Raw genomic sequence first — 15,198 nt, 5'->3', positions numbered from 1 at the left:
TTCTTGGTCGGTATGACGAAGAGTGGGTCCACCCGGTCCCGCTCTTTTTTATTACCTGCCGACCAAACAGGAATCGAGTGACAGAGACCGAATGACAATGACGTCAAGCGAAGGCGACGACCGCATCATCCGCGAAAGCGGCATCGATGCGCGCATCGCGCTGATCGTTCAGCCGGTACTGCGCGCCATCGGCTTCCGCTTGGTGCGTGTGCACCTGTCGGGCCAGAACGGGCTGACGCTGCAGATCATGGCCGAGCGCGAGGACGGCACCATGACGGTCGAGGATTGTGAAGAGGTCAGCCGGGCGGTGTCGCCGGCGCTCGATGTCGATGATCCGATCGAGAAGGCTTATCATCTCGAAGTGTCGTCGCCGGGCATCGACCGGCCGCTGGTCCGCAAATCGGACTTTGCAGCCTGGACCGGCCATCTGGTGAAGATGGAAACGTCGGTTCTCGTCGCCGACCGCAAGCGCTTCAAGGGCAAGATCGCCGAAAGCGACGCGGACGGTGTGCTGATCGAGCGCGACAAGGCCGCTTACGGCGAGGAGCCTACGGTGCGTGTCCCCTACGATGCGATTGCCGAAGCGCGGCTGATTCTGACCGACGACCTTATCCGCGATGCCCTGTCGAAGGACAATCGGGCGCGCAAGGAAGCCAGGAAACGCCGCGGCGAACCCGAAGATGCACCAGAGGGTGCGGAAGACGAAACCGAACAGGAAATGTGATTGGGCTGCCGGCCGTAAAGGTCGGCAACAAGCTCGGGAGAAAGAAGATGGTTGTAAGCGCCAACAGGCTTGAACTGCTGCAGATCGCCGATGCGGTCGCGCGTGAAAAGTCGATCGACAAGTCGATCGTCATCGCCGCCATGGCTGACGCGATCCAGAAGGCCGCGCGCTCGCGCTACGGCCAGGAAACCAATATCCGCGCCGACATCAACGCCAACACCGGCGAGATGAAGCTGCAGCGGCTGATGGAAGTGGTCGAGAAGGTCGATGACTACGCGACGCAGATTGCCATTTCCTCGGCGCGCGAGCGCAATCCGGACGCCCAGCTCGGCGATTTCATCGCCGAACAGCTGCCGCCGATGGATTTCGGTCGCATCGCCGCCCAGTCGGCCAAGCAGGTTATCGTGCAGAAGGTGCGCGAGGCCGAGCGCGACCGGCAATATGACGAATACAAGGACCGAATCGGCGAGATCGTCAACGGCACCGTCAAGCGCGTCGAATACGGCAACGTCATCGTCGATCTCGGCCGCGGCGAGGCGATCATCCGCCGCGACGAGCTGATCCCGCGCGAAAACTACAAGTATGGCGATCGCGTCCGCGCCTATGTCTATGACGTGCGCCGCGAACAGCGCGGCCCGCAGATCTTCCTGTCGCGCACCCATCCGCAGTTCATGGCGAAGCTGTTCACCATGGAAGTGCCGGAAATCTACGACGGCATCATCGAGATCAAGTCGGTCGCCCGCGATCCGGGTTCGCGCGCCAAGATCGCTGTCATCTCGCGCGACAGCTCCATCGATCCGGTCGGCGCCTGCGTCGGCATGCGCGGCAGCCGCGTCCAGGCGGTCGTCGGCGAATTGCAGGGCGAGAAGATCGACATCATTCCGTGGTCGCCTTCGGCCGCGTCCTTCATCGTCAATGCATTGCAGCCGGCGGAAGTCGCCAAGGTCGTGCTCGATGAGGATGCCGAGCGCATCGAGGTCGTCGTCCCCGACGATCAGCTGTCGCTGGCCATCGGCCGCCGCGGCCAGAACGTCCGTCTTGCCTCGCAGCTCACCGGCTGGGACATCGACATCCTGACCGAGCAGGAAGAGAGCGAACGGCGCCAGAAGGAATTCGTCGAACGGTCGTCGCTGTTCATGGAAGCCCTCGACGTCGACGAGATGGTCGGCCAGGTGCTCGCTTCCGAAGGCTTCACCAGCGTCGAGGAAGTCGCGTATGTCGATTCCGGCGAAATCGCGTCGATCGACGGCTTCGACGAGGACACGGCTTCGGAAATCCAGACCCGCGCCCGCGAATATCTGGAGAAGATCGAAGCCGAGCATGACGAGAAGCGCAAGGCGCTCGGCGTCAAGGACGAGCTGCGCGAGATTCCCGGCATCACCACCGCCATGATGGTGACGCTCGGCGAGGACGGCGTGAAGACGATCGAGGATTTCGCCGGCTACGCCGCCGACGACCTGACCGGTTGGAAGGAACGCAAGGACGGCGAGACGAAGGTATTCCCGGGTGTGCTCGCCAACCACGGCGTGTCGCGCGCCGATGCCGAGCAAATGGTCTTGGCCGCTCGCCTGAAGGCTGGCTGGATCACCGAAGATGAGCTTGCCGCCGAGGGCGTGCCGGCTGACGAAACCGTCGGTGCGTGAGGTGAAACCGCATCGCACCGAACCCGCCCTTGGACGAGATGAACGATCGCACCTGCATCGTCACCCGCAGGCAAGCCGAACCGGATGAGCTGATCCGTTTCGTCGTCGGCCCGGATTCGGCCGTCGTTCCGGACATCAAGAGAAACCTGCCCGGTCGCGGTTGCTGGGTGACCGCCGACCGCCTACATATAGACAAGGCAGCGGCGAAGAACCTGTTTGCCCGTGCTTTTAAGGCGCAGGTGACCGTGCCAGCCGATCTTGGCGGCATGGTCGACGCGCTGCTTTCCAGGTCCGCTCTGGGCATGCTTGGCCTGGCCCGCAAGGCGGGCGCCATGGCGCTCGGAGCGACCAAGGTCGAGAGCGCCGTGCGCGGCGGACTTGCACTTTTCGTGCTCCACGCGACCGAGGCTTCCGACGATGGCGTCCGCAAGATAAGCCAGGCGCGACGGGCAACCGTCCACCTCGGCGGGCCTGCGATCCGCGCTTACAAACTTTTCTCCGAGGCCGAGTTGAGCTTGGCATTGGGGGGTACAAATGTGATACATGCTGCCGTTCTCGCGGGAGACGCGGGCAGGGCGGTCCAGAAGCGTATGGTTGCGCTCGACCGATATCGGGGCGGTTCCCCGGACGATCTGGCAATGCTTGCGGCCGTTGCTGACGAAGATGATGCCGCAGAGGATATGGAATGAGCGATACGAAATCGGGCGACGACAAGACGCTGAGTGTTACGCCGAAGAAGACCTTGACGCTGAAGCGCCCCGGTATGGAACAGGGCACTGTGCGCCAGAACTTCTCGCACGGCCGCACCAAGTCGGTGGTTGTCGAGACCAAGAAGCGCAAGTTCTCGCTGCCCGGCGACAAGCCGGAGCCGGCGGCAGCGCCTGTGTCCGTCTTCACGCCGAAGCCGGTCGCGGCAGCGCCTGCCGTGCAGGAATCTCCCAAGGCGGCGCCGCCTCCGCCGCCAGTCGAACGCAGCGGCATGGTGCTGAACGAATTATCGCGCCAGGAAATGGAAGCACGCCGCCGGGCTCTCGAAGGCTCGAAGGTGCGCGACGTCGAGGATCGCCAACGCGCCATCGAGGAGGCCAAGCGCCGCAGCGAGGACGAAGAGCGCCGCCGCCGCGAGCGCGAGGAATCGGCCCGCCGTCAGGCCGAAGAAGAGGCGCGGCTGCAAGCCGAGGCCGAATCCCGCCGCCGTGCCGAGGAAGAGGCACGCCGCCGTGCGCCCCTGGCCGCCGAACTGGCGACAGTCGATGACGAGGAAGAGGTCAAGCCGAAGCGGACGGGTGCCGGTGCACCAGTGCGCCGTCTGGTCACGCCCGAAGTGGCGCGTCCAGCCAAGCCGACCAAGGGCGAGGAAGACCGCCGCCGCGGCAAGCTGACGCTGAATTCGGCTCTCTCCGACGAGGATGCGCGCGCCCGCTCGCTGTCGTCGATGCGCCGCCGTCAGGAGAAATTCAAGCGCGCGTTGCATAACGAGCCACGCGAGAAAGTCATGCGTGAAGTGATCCTGCCCGAAACCATCACCATCCAGGAGCTGGCGCAGCGCATGTCCGAGCGCGCTGTCGACGTGGTCAAGTTCTTCATGAAGCAGGGCCAGATCCTGAAGCCTGGCGACGTCATCGACGCCGACACGGCCGAACTGGTCGCGACCGAATTTGGCCACACGGTCCGTCGCGTCGCCGAGTCCGACATCGAAGAGGGCTTGTTCAATATCGCCGATCGTCCCGAGGACCTGCAGCCGCGTCCGCCGGTGGTAACGATCATGGGCCATGTCGATCACGGCAAGACCTCGTTGCTCGATGCAATCCGAAATGCCAATGTGGTGTCCGGCGAAGCCGGTGGCATTACCCAGCATATCGGCGCCTATCAGGTCGAGAAGAACGACAACAAAATTACCTTCATCGACACGCCCGGCCACGCCGCCTTCACGGCGATGCGTGCCCGCGGCGCCCAGGCGACCGATATTGCCATTCTCGTGGTGGCGGCCGACGACAGCGTGATGCCGCAGACGATCGAATCGATCAATCACGCCAAGGCGGCCGGCGTTCCGATCATCGTGGCGATCAACAAGATCGATAAGCACGACGCCGACCCGCAGAAGGTGCGCTCGGAACTGCTGCGCCATGAGGTGTTCGTCGAATCCATGGGCGGCGAGGTGCTGGATGTCGAGGTGTCGGCGACTAAGGGCATCAATCTCGACAAGTTGCTCGAAGCGATCCTGCTGCAGGCCGAAATCCTTGACCTGAAGGCCAATCCGGACCGCACCGCCGAAGGCGTTGTCATCGAAGCCCAACTCGACAAGGGCCGCGGCCCAGTCGCAACCGTGCTGGTGCAGACCGGCACGTTGATGCCGGGCGACATTCTCGTCGCCGGCAACGAGTGGGGCCGGGTACGCGCGCTGGTCAACGATCGCGGCGAGCAGGTCAAGGAAGCGCCGCCGGCAATGCCGGTGGAAGTCCTCGGTCTGCAAGGTACGCCGCTGGCCGGCGACCGCTTCGCCGTTGTCAACAACGAGGCCCGCGCCCGCGAGATCACTGAATATCGCCAGCGCCTGGCGCGCGAGAAGGCGGTGGCTAGGCATGCCGGCCAGCGCGGCTCGCTTGAACAGATGATGTCGCAATTGCAGACCAGCGGATTGAAGGAATTCCCGCTGGTCATCAAGGGCGACGTGCAGGGCTCGATCGAGGCGATCAACGCGGCGCTCGACAATCTCGGCACCGACGAGGTACGCGCCCGGATCGTCCATGCGGGGGCTGGCGGTATTACCGAAAGCGACGTGTCGCTGGCGGAAACCTCCGGGGCTGCGATCATCGGCTTCAACGTTCGCGCCAATGCGCAGGCCCGCGCGGCCGCGGCTGCGGCAGGCATCGAGATCCGCTACTATTCGATCATCTACAATCTGGTCGACGATGTGAAAGCGGCTCTTTCCGGCCTGCTCTCCCCGGAGCGTCGCGAGACCTTCATTGGCAATGCCGAGATCCTCGAGATCTTCGACATTACCAAGGTCGGCAAGATCGCCGGCTGCCGTGTCACCGAAGGCAAGGTCGAGCGTGGTGCGGGCGTGCGCCTGATCCGCGACAATGTCGTCATCCACGAAGGCACGCTGAAGACCCTGAAGCGCTTCAAGGACGAGGTTTCGGAAGTCCCGGGCGGCCAGGAATGCGGCATGGCCTTCCAGAACTACGAGGACATGCGCGTCGGTGACGTCATCGAGTGCTTCCGCGTCGAGATGGTGACCAGGACGCTATAAAAGGGTTCGGTTTGCCGATGGAGATTGGCTTCACGCCGAACTATGAGGACTCGATCATTGCGGGTCGCGCAGCGGCCCGCAATGCGTTTAGCTTTTGGCAGAGATACTGGTGCTGGCCTGTTTATCTGCTTCTGGGTCTAGCCGTTGGCTGGTTCTTAGGCTGGTCGTGGGCCCATTGGGGCCGTTCTCTGGGCAGGGTGGGCGGACTCGCGGCTTCCGCATCGATAGCATTTTTACTCTATTTCGCAGGCGCCAAGCTCGTAATGAGGCTTGCCCGGCGTCTGGGTATTCGCTGGATAAGACAACGAAGAACTGAAACAGCGGTTGTTTTTTCCATCGAAGCCGACGGGTTGCAGTGGAAAGGTGCCCACAGTCTTATGAAATTGGGTTTTCCGGACATCGACCAGATATACGAGACGGAGAGACTGGTGGGGTTTGTTTCAGCTGGATCAGCACACTATGTGCCCAAACGCGCGTTCGGCTCATCTGACGAAAGTCGAACGTTTGTAAGAGATGTTTTCCAACGTCTCTCCGACGACGCAAAGCAGCGTTCACTCAAGCAAAACTCAGTACGCGTTCTCGTATCCTGATAAGTCGGCGCATCAACCCGATCTCGGCGCGACAGTCTGGAAAGAAAAAATGATAGCATCCACCAAAGGCCCATCCCAGCGCATGCTGCGCGTCGGCGAGCAGGTGCGCCATGCGCTGTCCCAGACCTTGCAGCGCGGCGAGATCCTCGATCCGCTGATCGAGAACACTGTGGTTTCGGTCTCGGAAGTGCGCATGTCGCCCGATTTGAAGATCGCCACCGCCTTCGTCTCGCCGCTTGGCGCCAAGGATGCCGGTGTGGTGGTCGAAGCGCTCAACAAACATGCGAAGTTTGTTCGCGGCCGCGTTTCCGGCGCGCTGCGGCAGATGAAGTACATGCCGGAATTTCGCTTCCGGCTCGACACCAGCTACGACAATTTCCAGAAGATCAACGAATTGCTGCATTCCCCCGAAGTGGCACGCGATCTCAGTGCCGACGACAAAGACAAAGACGACCGGAAGGACAGCGAATAGTGGCGCGTCGCGGCAAGAAGAAAGGCCGGCCGATCTCGGGCTGGTTAATACTGGACAAGCCGGTCGGGATGGGCTCGACCGAAGCCGTCTCCAAGATCAAATGGCTGTTCCAGGCGGAAAAGGCCGGCCATGCCGGCACGCTCGACCCGCTGGCGTCGGGCATGCTGCCGATCGCGCTCGGCGAAGCGACCAAGACCGTGCCTTACGTCCAGGACGGCGCCAAGATCTACCGCTTCACCGTCGCCTGGGGCGAGGAGCGTTCGACCGACGACCTCGAAGGCCCGGCGACCAAAAGCTCAGACCGCCGTCCGGCGGAAGCCGACGTGCTGGCACTGCTTTCGAAATATACCGGCGTCATCATGCAGACGCCGCCGCAATTTTCGGCGATCAAGATCGCCGGCGAGCGCGCCTACGACCTTGCCCGCGATGGCGAGACGATCGACATTCCGGCACGCGAGGTCGAGATCGGCCGGCTCGACCTGGTCGAGCATATGGCCGATCGCACCATCTTCGAGGTCGAATGCGGCAAGGGCACCTATGTCCGGTCGCTGGCGCGCGACATGGGCCGCGACCTCGGCTGCTTCGGCCACATCGCCGAGTTGCGGCGGGTCGAGGTCGAGCCGTTCACGCAGGAAGATTTCGTCACCTTAGCCGAGCTGGAAGCCGCCCGCTTCGGCGAACAGAGCGAGGAAGGTTCGCTCGCAGCGGACGCGCCGATCGACTTCGGTGCCATCGATGCGCTTCTGGTCGATACCGCCGCTGCGCTTGAATGCTTGCCGCAGGTTGCGATCAGCGATGATGCGGCAACCAAAATCCGCCTCGGCAATCCGGTCATCATTCGCGGCCGTGACGCGCCGGTAGAAGCTGAGGAGGCCTGCGCCACCGCGCGCGGCAAGCTGGTCGCCATCGGCGCCATCGAGCAAGGCATGTTCAAGCCAAAACGGGTCTTTATCGGGTAACAGCTGCCTCTCGGCACATGATCTCCAAACCGGATTCTATTTTGGGAAAGGATCATGCGCTAAATCAACGGGGCTACGGCGTCGTTTGCCGTCCGAAGGGATGCGCTGCGCAGTAGTGCCGTTCGACGCTGCACTCGAGGGGGTACATGGCAAAGGCTGAGACGGGCAAGAAGCGGGCGGTGCTTAACACACGGCGGCCGCCGGTCGGGGCTTCGCCCGGCACACTGATCGCCGACCCGGCGGCACGCCGCTCCGAGCTCAGGCTGACATTGATCTCGCCTGAAAAGTTCAAGACGATCGACAATGCCAGCATCGACGACGTCAACACCCATTGCCACAATTGGCCGATCATCTGGCTCGACTGCACAGGCCTAGCCAACATCCAGCTGATCGAGGAGATCGGCCGGATATTCAACCTGCATCCGCTGGCGCTGGAAGATGTCGTCAACACCGGTCAGCGGCCCAAGGTGGATTTCTTCGAGGACCACGCCTTTGTCGTCGTCAGGATGATCGACGACATCACCGCGCACCGTTACGAACAGATCGCCGTCTTCTTCGGCAAGAACTTCGTCGTCACCTTCCAGGAGCGCGAAGGCGACCCGTTCGATCCCGTGCGCAAGCGGATCGCAAGCTCGGTGCCCAACCGCTTGCGCTCGCGCGGCGCCGACTATCTCGCCTATGCTTTGATCGACGCCATCGTCGACAGCTATTTCCCGCCAATCGAGGCTGCCGGCGAATTGGTCGACAGCATCGAGGACCAGATGCTGAACCAGGCGCACAAGCACCAGATGCGGCAGCTTCACGAATTGCGGCGCGACGCCAATGTGCTGAAGGGCGTGCTTTGGCCGATGCGCGACGCGCTGGCGACCATGATCCGCAACGACGTCTCTTATGTGAAGGCCGAAACCAAATTATTTCTCAATGACACGCTGGATCATTCGCTGCGATTGATCGAATTGGTCGAAACCCAGCGCGACATGCTGACCGGCCTGATCGAGATGCACCTGTCGCTCAGTCAGGCGCGCACCAACGACGTCATCAGCTATCTGACGATCGTCTCGGTGATTTTCATGCCGCTCACCTTTCTTGTCGGCGTGTGGGGCATGAATTTCGATCCCGACACCTCGCCCTGGAACATGCCGGAGCTAAAAGCCTATTACGGCTATCCTTTGTCGCTCGCCTTCATGGCGCTTGTTGCGGTCGGGCTCTTCGCGTACTTCAAATGGAAGAAATGGCTCTGACTGAGCGGAAGTGCCCGTTTATGCAGCAAAAAGCCGGCTTGTGAATTGGGCTGGCCTTTTTGCCGGAATTGCACTATATGCGCCGCAGCTTCGCGCTTTGACGCGTTGCTTGCACCGGCCCCTGCTGGACGACATCCCGGCTGTGGGCGTCCCGTTTCCTCAAACAGACAAGGAAAAACACGATGTCGATTACTGCCGAACGCAAGAAGGAATTGATGGGCGAATTCGCAACCGCCAAGGGCGATACCGGGTCTCCGGAAGTCCAGGTGGCTATCCTTTCGGAGCGCATCAAGAACCTGACCGACCATTTCAAGGACCACAAGAAGGATAACCATTCCCGCCGTGGTCTGCTCGCTCTCGTTTCCCAGCGCCGCAGCCTGCTTGATTATCTCAAGCGCAAGGACGACGCGCGTTATCAGACGCTGATCGAGAAGCTCGGTCTGCGCCGTTGACGAATTGACCGGCGGGTTCTTTCGAGAGCCCGCCGGTCGCGCATTGGAGCATCGGGTCATCCAAGGCTCCAATGAAGAAAGTAGAGCGCCGCGCATCGGTTTGGATGCGCAAAGGACGCTCTGAAGTTTAGATTTGCGCAGGGTACTTTCCGAAAACCTGGTTTTCGGGTTCACGCGCAAGGCCAGTCGGATCGATTGGCCAACCCGGTTTCGAAACAGCAGAGGGCCACTCGAAACCGCCCATGGACGGTCATGGGGCAGGATTGCAGGACGCTCGTGCGGCACCGCGCCGAATAGCCGAGCCTCCCGTTGTCTTGCCCGTGGCTGCCCGAGAAAGGAAGCCAAGGGAAAGGGGCATCCGCGCACGCTGAACGGCGCGGCCCTTTCCGCATACGAAGGACAAGACATGTTCAATTACCACAAAGTGGAAATCGAATGGGGCGGCCGCCCGCTCATTCTCGAAACCGGCAAGATCGCGCGTCAGGCCGATGGCGCGGTGCTGGCCACCTACGGCGAAACCAAGGTTCTCGCCACCGTCGTCTCGATGAAAGAGCCGAAACCCGGCCTCGATTTCTTCCCGCTGACGGTCAACTACCAGGAGAAGACTTACGCCGCCGGCAAGATCCCGGGTGGCTATTTCAAGCGTGAAGGCCGTCCGAGCGAGAAGGAAACGCTGGTTTCCCGCCTGATCGACCGCCCGATCCGCCCGCTCTTCGCCGAAGGCTACAAGAACGACACCCAGATCGTCGTCACCGTCGTCCAGCACGATCTCGAAAATGACCCGGACATCCTGTCGATCGTCGCCACCTCCGCCGCCTTGACCTTGTCCGGCGTGCCGTTCATGGGCCCGGTTGGCGGCGCCCGCGTCGGCTACATCAACGGCGAATACGTGCTCAATCCGCATGTCGACGAGATGCAGGAATCGAAGCTCGACCTGGTCGTCGCCGGCACCGCAGACGCCGTGCTGATGGTCGAGTCCGAAGCCAAGGAACTCGGCGAGGATCTGATGCTCGGCGCCGTCATGTTCGGCCACAGGGGCTTCCAGCCGGTGATCGACGCGATCATCAAGCTGGCTGAAGTCGCGGCCAAGGACCCGCGCGACTTCACCGCGCCGGACTATTCCGCACTTGAAGCCGAGATGCTGAAGATCGTCGAAGGCGAGCTTCGCGACGCCTACAAGATCACCGACAAGCAGAAGCGCTATGCCGCCGTCGACGCCGTCAAGGCGAAGGTCAAGGCCGCGTTCGCGCCGGCAGAAGGCGAAGAGGCCAAATACACGTCCGAACAGATCGGCACCGTGTTCAAGGAACTCCAGGCCAAGGTCGTGCGCTGGAACATCCTCGACACCGGCTCGCGCATCGACGGCCGCGACCTGAAGACGGTCCGCAAGATCGTCTCGGAAGTCGGCGTCCTGCCACGCACGCACGGCTCGGCGCTGTTCACCCGTGGCGAGACCCAGGCGCTGGTCGTCGCCACGCTCGGCACCGGCGAGGACGAGCAGTATGTCGATTCGCTGACCGGCATGTACAAGGAGAAGTTCCTCCTGCACTACAACTTCCCTCCCTATTCGGTCGGTGAAACCGGCCGCATGGGTTCGCCGGGCCGCCGCGAAATCGGCCACGGCAAGCTCGCCTGGCGCGCCATCCGGCCAATGCTGCCGACCGCCGACCAGTTCCCCTATACGTTGCGCGTCGTTTCGGAGATCACCGAGTCCAACGGCTCGTCCTCGATGGCTACCGTCTGCGGCACCTCGCTGGCGCTGATGGACGCGGGCGTGCCGCTTGCCAAGCCGGTCGCCGGCATTGCGATGGGCCTGATCAAGGAAGGCGAGCGCTTCGCCGTGCTCTCCGACATCCTCGGCGACGAGGACCACCTCGGTGACATGGACTTCAAGGTTGCCGGCACCGCCTACGGCATCACCTCGCTGCAGATGGACATCAAGATCGAGGGCATCACCGAGGAGATCATGAAGATCGCCCTCGACCAGGCCAAGGATGGCCGTCAGCACATTCTCGGCGAAATGGCCCATGCGCTGTCCGGCGCACGTGCCGAGCTCGGCGAGTTCGCGCCGCGCATCGAGGTCATGCACATCCCGACCGACAAGATCCGCGACGTGATCGGCTCGGGCGGCAAGGTCATCCGCGAGATCGTCGAAAAGACCGGCGCCAAGATCAACATCGAGGACGACGGCACGGTCAAGATCGCTTCGGCCAATGCCAAGGAGATCGAGGCGGCGAAGAAGTGGATACACACCATCGTCGCCGAGCCGGAAGTCGGCGAAATCTACGAAGGCACGGTCGTCAAGACCGCCGACTTCGGCGCTTTCGTCAACTTCTTCGGCCCGCGTGACGGCCTCGTCCACATTTCGCAGCTCGCCAATGACCGCGTCGCCAAGACTTCCGATGTGGTCAAGGAAGGCGACAAGGTCTGGGTCAAGCTGATGGGCTTCGACGAGCGCGGCAAGGTCCGCCTGTCGATGAAGGTTGTCGACCAGGCCACCGGCAAGGAAATCGTCCGCGACAAGAAGAGCGAAGGCGAAGAGAACGCCGCCTAGGCGGGGTTGCGTTCCGTCGAACGCATAGAGCAATCGAAGCGGGCGCGCCGGAAGGTCGCGCCCGTTTGCGTTTCAACAACAGCCTTGCAGTTCAAGAGTGGTGAATGTCCGCCGAGCCGCTGAAAACGCTTTTCCATCCGTTCGAGGCCGGTGCTGTTTCCCTGCCACGAAAGGATGAACGCATACTCTTTCTCGGTGCCGAGCCCGGCTTCCGCTTGCCCGAAGGCTTGGATGCCAAGCTTCATCTCGTCCAAGGCTTCAGGCCGCACTTTTGCGCCTTGCAGGCGTCCGGCTTCGCGGTCACGCCGCAGGTCGAAGGCGACGCTTTCGACGCGGCATTTGTTCTCGCTGGCCGCCATCGCGGCCAAAACGAGTTGCGCGTTGCCGAAGCGGTCAAACGCGCAGCACCAGGCGGGTTGATCGTCGTCGCCGGCGGCAAGGACGATGGTATCGCCAGCCTGCGCAAGCATGTCGGCGCCCTTGTGCCGCTCGAAGGCCACCTGCCGAAGCATCACGGCATTGCCTTCTGGTTTCGCCGGCCGGCCGATACCGTTGCCGCGGCAACGCTTCGCGCCGCCAATCCGGACTTGGTGGTCGAGGACCGCTTCCGCACGGCCCCAGGCATGTTTTCGTTCGACAAGATCGATGCGGGATCGAAGCTGCTGGTCGAAAATCTGCCCAACGATCTGCGTGGCAGCGTTGCGGATTTCTGTGCCGGTTGGGGCTATGTCGCCGCCGAAGTCGCCGCCCGCTCACCCGGCATATCGGCGCTTGACCTTTACGAAGCGGATTTCGAGGCGCTGGAGGCGGCGAAGGCCAATGTCGGCAACACCGGCGTGGAGCCACGTTTCTTCTGGATAGATCTTTTGAGCGAACCGGTCGAGCGCCGCTATGACGCGGTCGTCATGAACCCGCCCTTTCACCGCAGCCGGGCGACTGAGCCGGAGATCGGTGCCGGCATGATCCGCGCGGCAGGCAAGGCGCTGAAGCCGGGCGGCCGGCTGTTCATGGTGGCGAACCGTCAGCTTCCCTACGAGGCGGTGCTGGCGGCCGCCTTCTCCAGCCATGCGGAGCTCGCCCGCGACGGCATGTTCAAGGTCTTCGCGGCGCGGCGCTGAAACGCTGCGGGGCAAGCAGGCGACACGTCGCTCGCGCTATTCCCGGCCGCCGTCGGTCTGCTTCAACTCGTCAAGCGTCGGCATGGACACGATGTGATAGCCGGAATCGACATAGTGGATTTCGCCGGTGACGCCGGAGGACAGATCGGACAGCAAATAGAGCGCGGAACCGCCGACTTCGTCGATGGTCACCGTGCGGCGCAGCGGCGAGTTGCGCTGCTGATAGGAAAACATGTGGCGTGCGTCGGAAATCCCGGCGCCCGCAAGCGTCCGTACCGGTCCCGCCGATATGCCGTTCACCCTGATGCCGCGCGGGCCGTAGTCGTTGGCTAGATAGCGGACGCTGGCCTCCAGCCCGGCCTTGGCGACGCCCATAACGTTGTAATTCGGCATGACGCGGACCGAACCGGCATAGGTCAGCGTGATCATCGAACCGCTATCCTTCATCAACGTGGCGGCGTGACGGGCGACCTCGGTGAAGGAGTAGCAGGAGATCACCATGGTGCGGATGAAGTTGTCGCGGCTGGTGTCGGCGTAGAGGCCTTTCAGCTCGTTCTTGTCGGAAAAGCCGATGGCATGGACGACGAAGTCCAGCCCGCCCCACGCTTTGCCAAGGGTCTCGAAGGTGGCAGCGACCGATGCGCTGTCCTCTACGTCGCAAGGCACGACCAGCGATGCGCCCAGTCTCTCGGCGAGAGGCCTGACCCGGCGCCCGAAGGCCTCACCCTGATAGGTGAAGGCGAGTTCCGCGCCATGTTCGGACAGTTTGCGGGCGATACCCCAGGCGATCGAATGATCGTTGGCGACACCCATGACAAGCCCGCGCTTGTCCTTCATCAATCCGTCCATGGTCGGCAAATCCTTATGCGGAATAGCGCTGGAAAATCAGCGTAGCGTTGGTGCCACCGAAACCGAACGAATTGGACAAAACGGTGTCGATCCTGGCTTCGTCGATGCGCTTGCGCACGATCGGCATGCCTTCGAATTCCGGATCGAGGTTGTCAATGTGGGCGCTCTCGCCGATGAAGCCGCCTTGCATCATCAGGATCGAGTAGATCGATTCCTGCACGCCGGCCGCACCCAGCGAATGGCCGGTCAGCGATTTGGTCGACGTGATGAAAGGCATCTTCTCGCCGAACACCTCGCGGATGGCGCCCATTTCCTTGGAGTCGCCGACCGGCGTCGAAGTGCCGTGCGTATTGATGTAGTCGACCGGCGAGGACACCGTTGCGAGCGCCTGCTTCATGCAGCGCGCTGCGCCTTCGCCCGACGGCGCCACCATGTCGTAGCCGTCCGAGGTCGCGCCATAGCCGACGATCTCAGCATAGATCTTGGCGCCGCGTGCCTTGGCATGCTCGAGTTCTTCAAGAATCAGCACGCCGGCGCCGCCGGCAATGACGAAACCGTCGCGATCGACGTCGTAGGCGCGGGAGGCGACCGATGCCCTGTCATTGAACTTGGACGACATGGCGCCCATGGCGTCGAACAGGTCCGACATCGTCCAGTCGAGGTCCTCATGGCCGCCGGCGAAGACGATGTCCTGCTTGCCCCACTGGATCAACTCGTAGCCATTGCCGATGCAATGCGCAGACGTCGAGCAGGCCGATGAGATGGAGTAGTTGACGCCGTGGATCTTGAACCAGGTGGCAAGCGTCGCCGAAGCGGTCGACGACATCGCTTTTGGCACCGCGAATGGCCCGATCCGCTTGGGGCTGCCGTTTTTGATCGTGGTCTCGGCCGCCTCGACGATTGCACGGGTCGACGGTCCGCCGGAGCCCATCACGATGCCGGTGCGCTCGTTGGTGATGTCGGTCTCGTCGAGGCCGGCGTCTGCGATCGCCTGGTCCATTGCGACATGGTTCCAGGCAGCACCCTGCGACAGGAAGCGCATGGCGCGACGGTCGATCATGCCCGATGGATCCAGCGTCGGCGCGCCCCACACCCGGCAACGGAAGCCATGCTCGGCGAAAGAGTCGGAGAAACTGATGCCGGATCTGGCATCGTGCAGCGAGGTCTGCACCTCGTTGGCATCGTTACCGATCGACGACACGATTCCGAGACCTGTGACTACGACCCGTCTCATTCGCAACTCCTTCCAGCGCGGACCCCGAACCTGAATCAATTTCCGGAACGGAACCATGCGCAAAATTAAAGTGCTACAGCGTCCATCAGACGTCCAAGACGTCGTACTG

The 15,198-nt window shown here is 62.4% G+C and carries 13 protein-coding genes; 11 read left to right on the top strand and 2 right to left on the bottom strand.

Going from position 1 to position 15,198, the window contains the following annotated elements:
• Window positions 1-91 precede the first annotated feature (91 nt).
• The 11 genes from rimP to RQ479_RS17810 all read left to right on the top strand — a co-directional run bounded on the left by rimP (window position 92) and on the right by RQ479_RS17810 (window position 13,006).
• The gene (rimP, locus tag RQ479_RS17860; RefSeq protein ID WP_352464831.1) at window positions 92-724 is read left to right on the top strand and encodes a ribosome maturation factor RimP; all 633 of its coding nucleotides are present in this window, start codon (window positions 92-94) and stop codon (window positions 722-724) included.
• A 47-nt stretch (window positions 725-771) separates the two neighbouring features.
• On the top strand, window positions 772-2,367 hold the full coding sequence (gene nusA / locus RQ479_RS17855; protein WP_023676901.1) for a transcription termination factor NusA: 1,596 nt from the start codon (window positions 772-774) through the stop codon (window positions 2,365-2,367).
• A gap of 38 nt (window positions 2,368-2,405) precedes the next feature.
• A complete protein-coding gene (locus RQ479_RS17850; RefSeq protein ID WP_376702034.1) occupies window positions 2,406-3,056 on the top strand; it encodes an RNA-binding protein in 651 nt (216 codons plus the stop codon).
• Entirely contained in the window at window positions 3,053-5,620 is a 2,568-nt protein-coding gene (gene infB / locus RQ479_RS17845) for a translation initiation factor IF-2 (protein WP_352464833.1), read from the top strand. Before RQ479_RS17850 ends, infB begins: the two co-directional genes overlap by 4 nt.
• Before the next feature lie 17 nt (window positions 5,621-5,637).
• On the top strand, window positions 5,638-6,210 hold the full coding sequence (locus RQ479_RS17840; RefSeq protein WP_376702033.1) for a YcxB family protein: 573 nt from the start codon (window positions 5,638-5,640) through the stop codon (window positions 6,208-6,210).
• A gap of 49 nt (window positions 6,211-6,259) precedes the next feature.
• Complete coding sequence (gene rbfA, locus RQ479_RS17835) at window positions 6,260-6,682, top strand: 30S ribosome-binding factor RbfA (RefSeq protein WP_376702032.1); 423 nt, start codon at window positions 6,260-6,262, stop codon at window positions 6,680-6,682.
• Window positions 6,682-7,641, top strand: coding sequence for a tRNA pseudouridine(55) synthase TruB (gene truB / locus RQ479_RS17830; RefSeq protein WP_376702031.1), 960 nt, complete (start codon window positions 6,682-6,684; stop codon window positions 7,639-7,641). The genes rbfA and truB overlap by 1 nt, the downstream gene beginning before the upstream one ends.
• 146 nt (window positions 7,642-7,787) lie before the next feature.
• Entirely contained in the window at window positions 7,788-8,882 is a 1,095-nt protein-coding gene (gene corA / locus RQ479_RS17825; protein ID WP_376702030.1) for a magnesium/cobalt transporter CorA, read from the top strand.
• A gap of 140 nt (window positions 8,883-9,022) precedes the next feature.
• A complete protein-coding gene (gene rpsO, locus RQ479_RS17820) occupies window positions 9,023-9,334 on the top strand; it encodes a 30S ribosomal protein S15 (protein ID WP_352465088.1) in 312 nt (103 codons plus the stop codon).
• Between the two features lie 406 nt (window positions 9,335-9,740).
• A complete protein-coding gene (gene pnp / locus RQ479_RS17815) occupies window positions 9,741-11,888 on the top strand; it encodes a polyribonucleotide nucleotidyltransferase (protein ID WP_292654001.1) in 2,148 nt (715 codons plus the stop codon).
• 104 nt (window positions 11,889-11,992) lie between these two features.
• On the top strand, window positions 11,993-13,006 hold the full coding sequence (locus tag RQ479_RS17810) for a class I SAM-dependent methyltransferase (RefSeq protein ID WP_376702029.1): 1,014 nt from the start codon (window positions 11,993-11,995) through the stop codon (window positions 13,004-13,006).
• 36 nt (window positions 13,007-13,042) lie between these two features.
• On the opposite strand, the gene fabI is transcribed toward RQ479_RS17810, so the two are convergent.
• The gene (fabI, locus tag RQ479_RS17805) at window positions 13,043-13,855 is read right to left on the bottom strand and encodes an enoyl-ACP reductase FabI (protein ID WP_352464841.1); all 813 of its coding nucleotides are present in this window, start codon (window positions 13,853-13,855) and stop codon (window positions 13,043-13,045) included.
• 13 nt (window positions 13,856-13,868) lie between these two features.
• Window positions 13,869-15,089, bottom strand: coding sequence for a beta-ketoacyl-ACP synthase I (fabB, locus tag RQ479_RS17800; protein ID WP_352464843.1), 1,221 nt, complete (start codon window positions 15,087-15,089; stop codon window positions 13,869-13,871).
• Between the last annotated feature and the right edge of the window lie 109 nt (window positions 15,090-15,198).

The sequence above is a fragment of the Mesorhizobium sp. ISC25 genome (assembly GCF_042295465.1).
In the GTDB taxonomy this organism is placed as follows: domain Bacteria; phylum Pseudomonadota; class Alphaproteobacteria; order Rhizobiales; family Rhizobiaceae; genus Mesorhizobium.
Note: the sequence above shows the minus strand (reverse complement) of the source record. Positions and strands in the feature narration are given on the sequence as shown.

Coding starts and splice junctions, on each gene's coding strand:
- rimP (WP_352464831.1), top strand. CDS start 92: ATGACAATGACGTCAAGCGAAGGCGACGACCGCATCATCCGCGAAAGC.
- nusA (WP_023676901.1), top strand. CDS start 772: ATGGTTGTAAGCGCCAACAGGCTTGAACTGCTGCAGATCGCCGATGCG.
- RQ479_RS17850 (WP_376702034.1), top strand. CDS start 2,406: ATGAACGATCGCACCTGCATCGTCACCCGCAGGCAAGCCGAACCGGAT.
- infB (WP_352464833.1), top strand. CDS start 3,053: ATGAGCGATACGAAATCGGGCGACGACAAGACGCTGAGTGTTACGCCG.
- RQ479_RS17840 (WP_376702033.1), top strand. CDS start 5,638: ATGGAGATTGGCTTCACGCCGAACTATGAGGACTCGATCATTGCGGGT.
- rbfA (WP_376702032.1), top strand. CDS start 6,260: ATGATAGCATCCACCAAAGGCCCATCCCAGCGCATGCTGCGCGTCGGC.
- corA (WP_376702030.1), top strand. CDS start 7,788: ATGGCAAAGGCTGAGACGGGCAAGAAGCGGGCGGTGCTTAACACACGG.
- pnp (WP_292654001.1), top strand. CDS start 9,741: ATGTTCAATTACCACAAAGTGGAAATCGAATGGGGCGGCCGCCCGCTC.
- RQ479_RS17810 (WP_376702029.1), top strand. CDS start 11,993: ATGTCCGCCGAGCCGCTGAAAACGCTTTTCCATCCGTTCGAGGCCGGT.
- fabI (WP_352464841.1), bottom strand. CDS start 13,855: ATGGACGGATTGATGAAGGACAAGCGCGGGCTTGTCATGGGTGTCGCC.
- fabB (WP_352464843.1), bottom strand. CDS start 15,089: ATGAGACGGGTCGTAGTCACAGGTCTCGGAATCGTGTCGTCGATCGGT.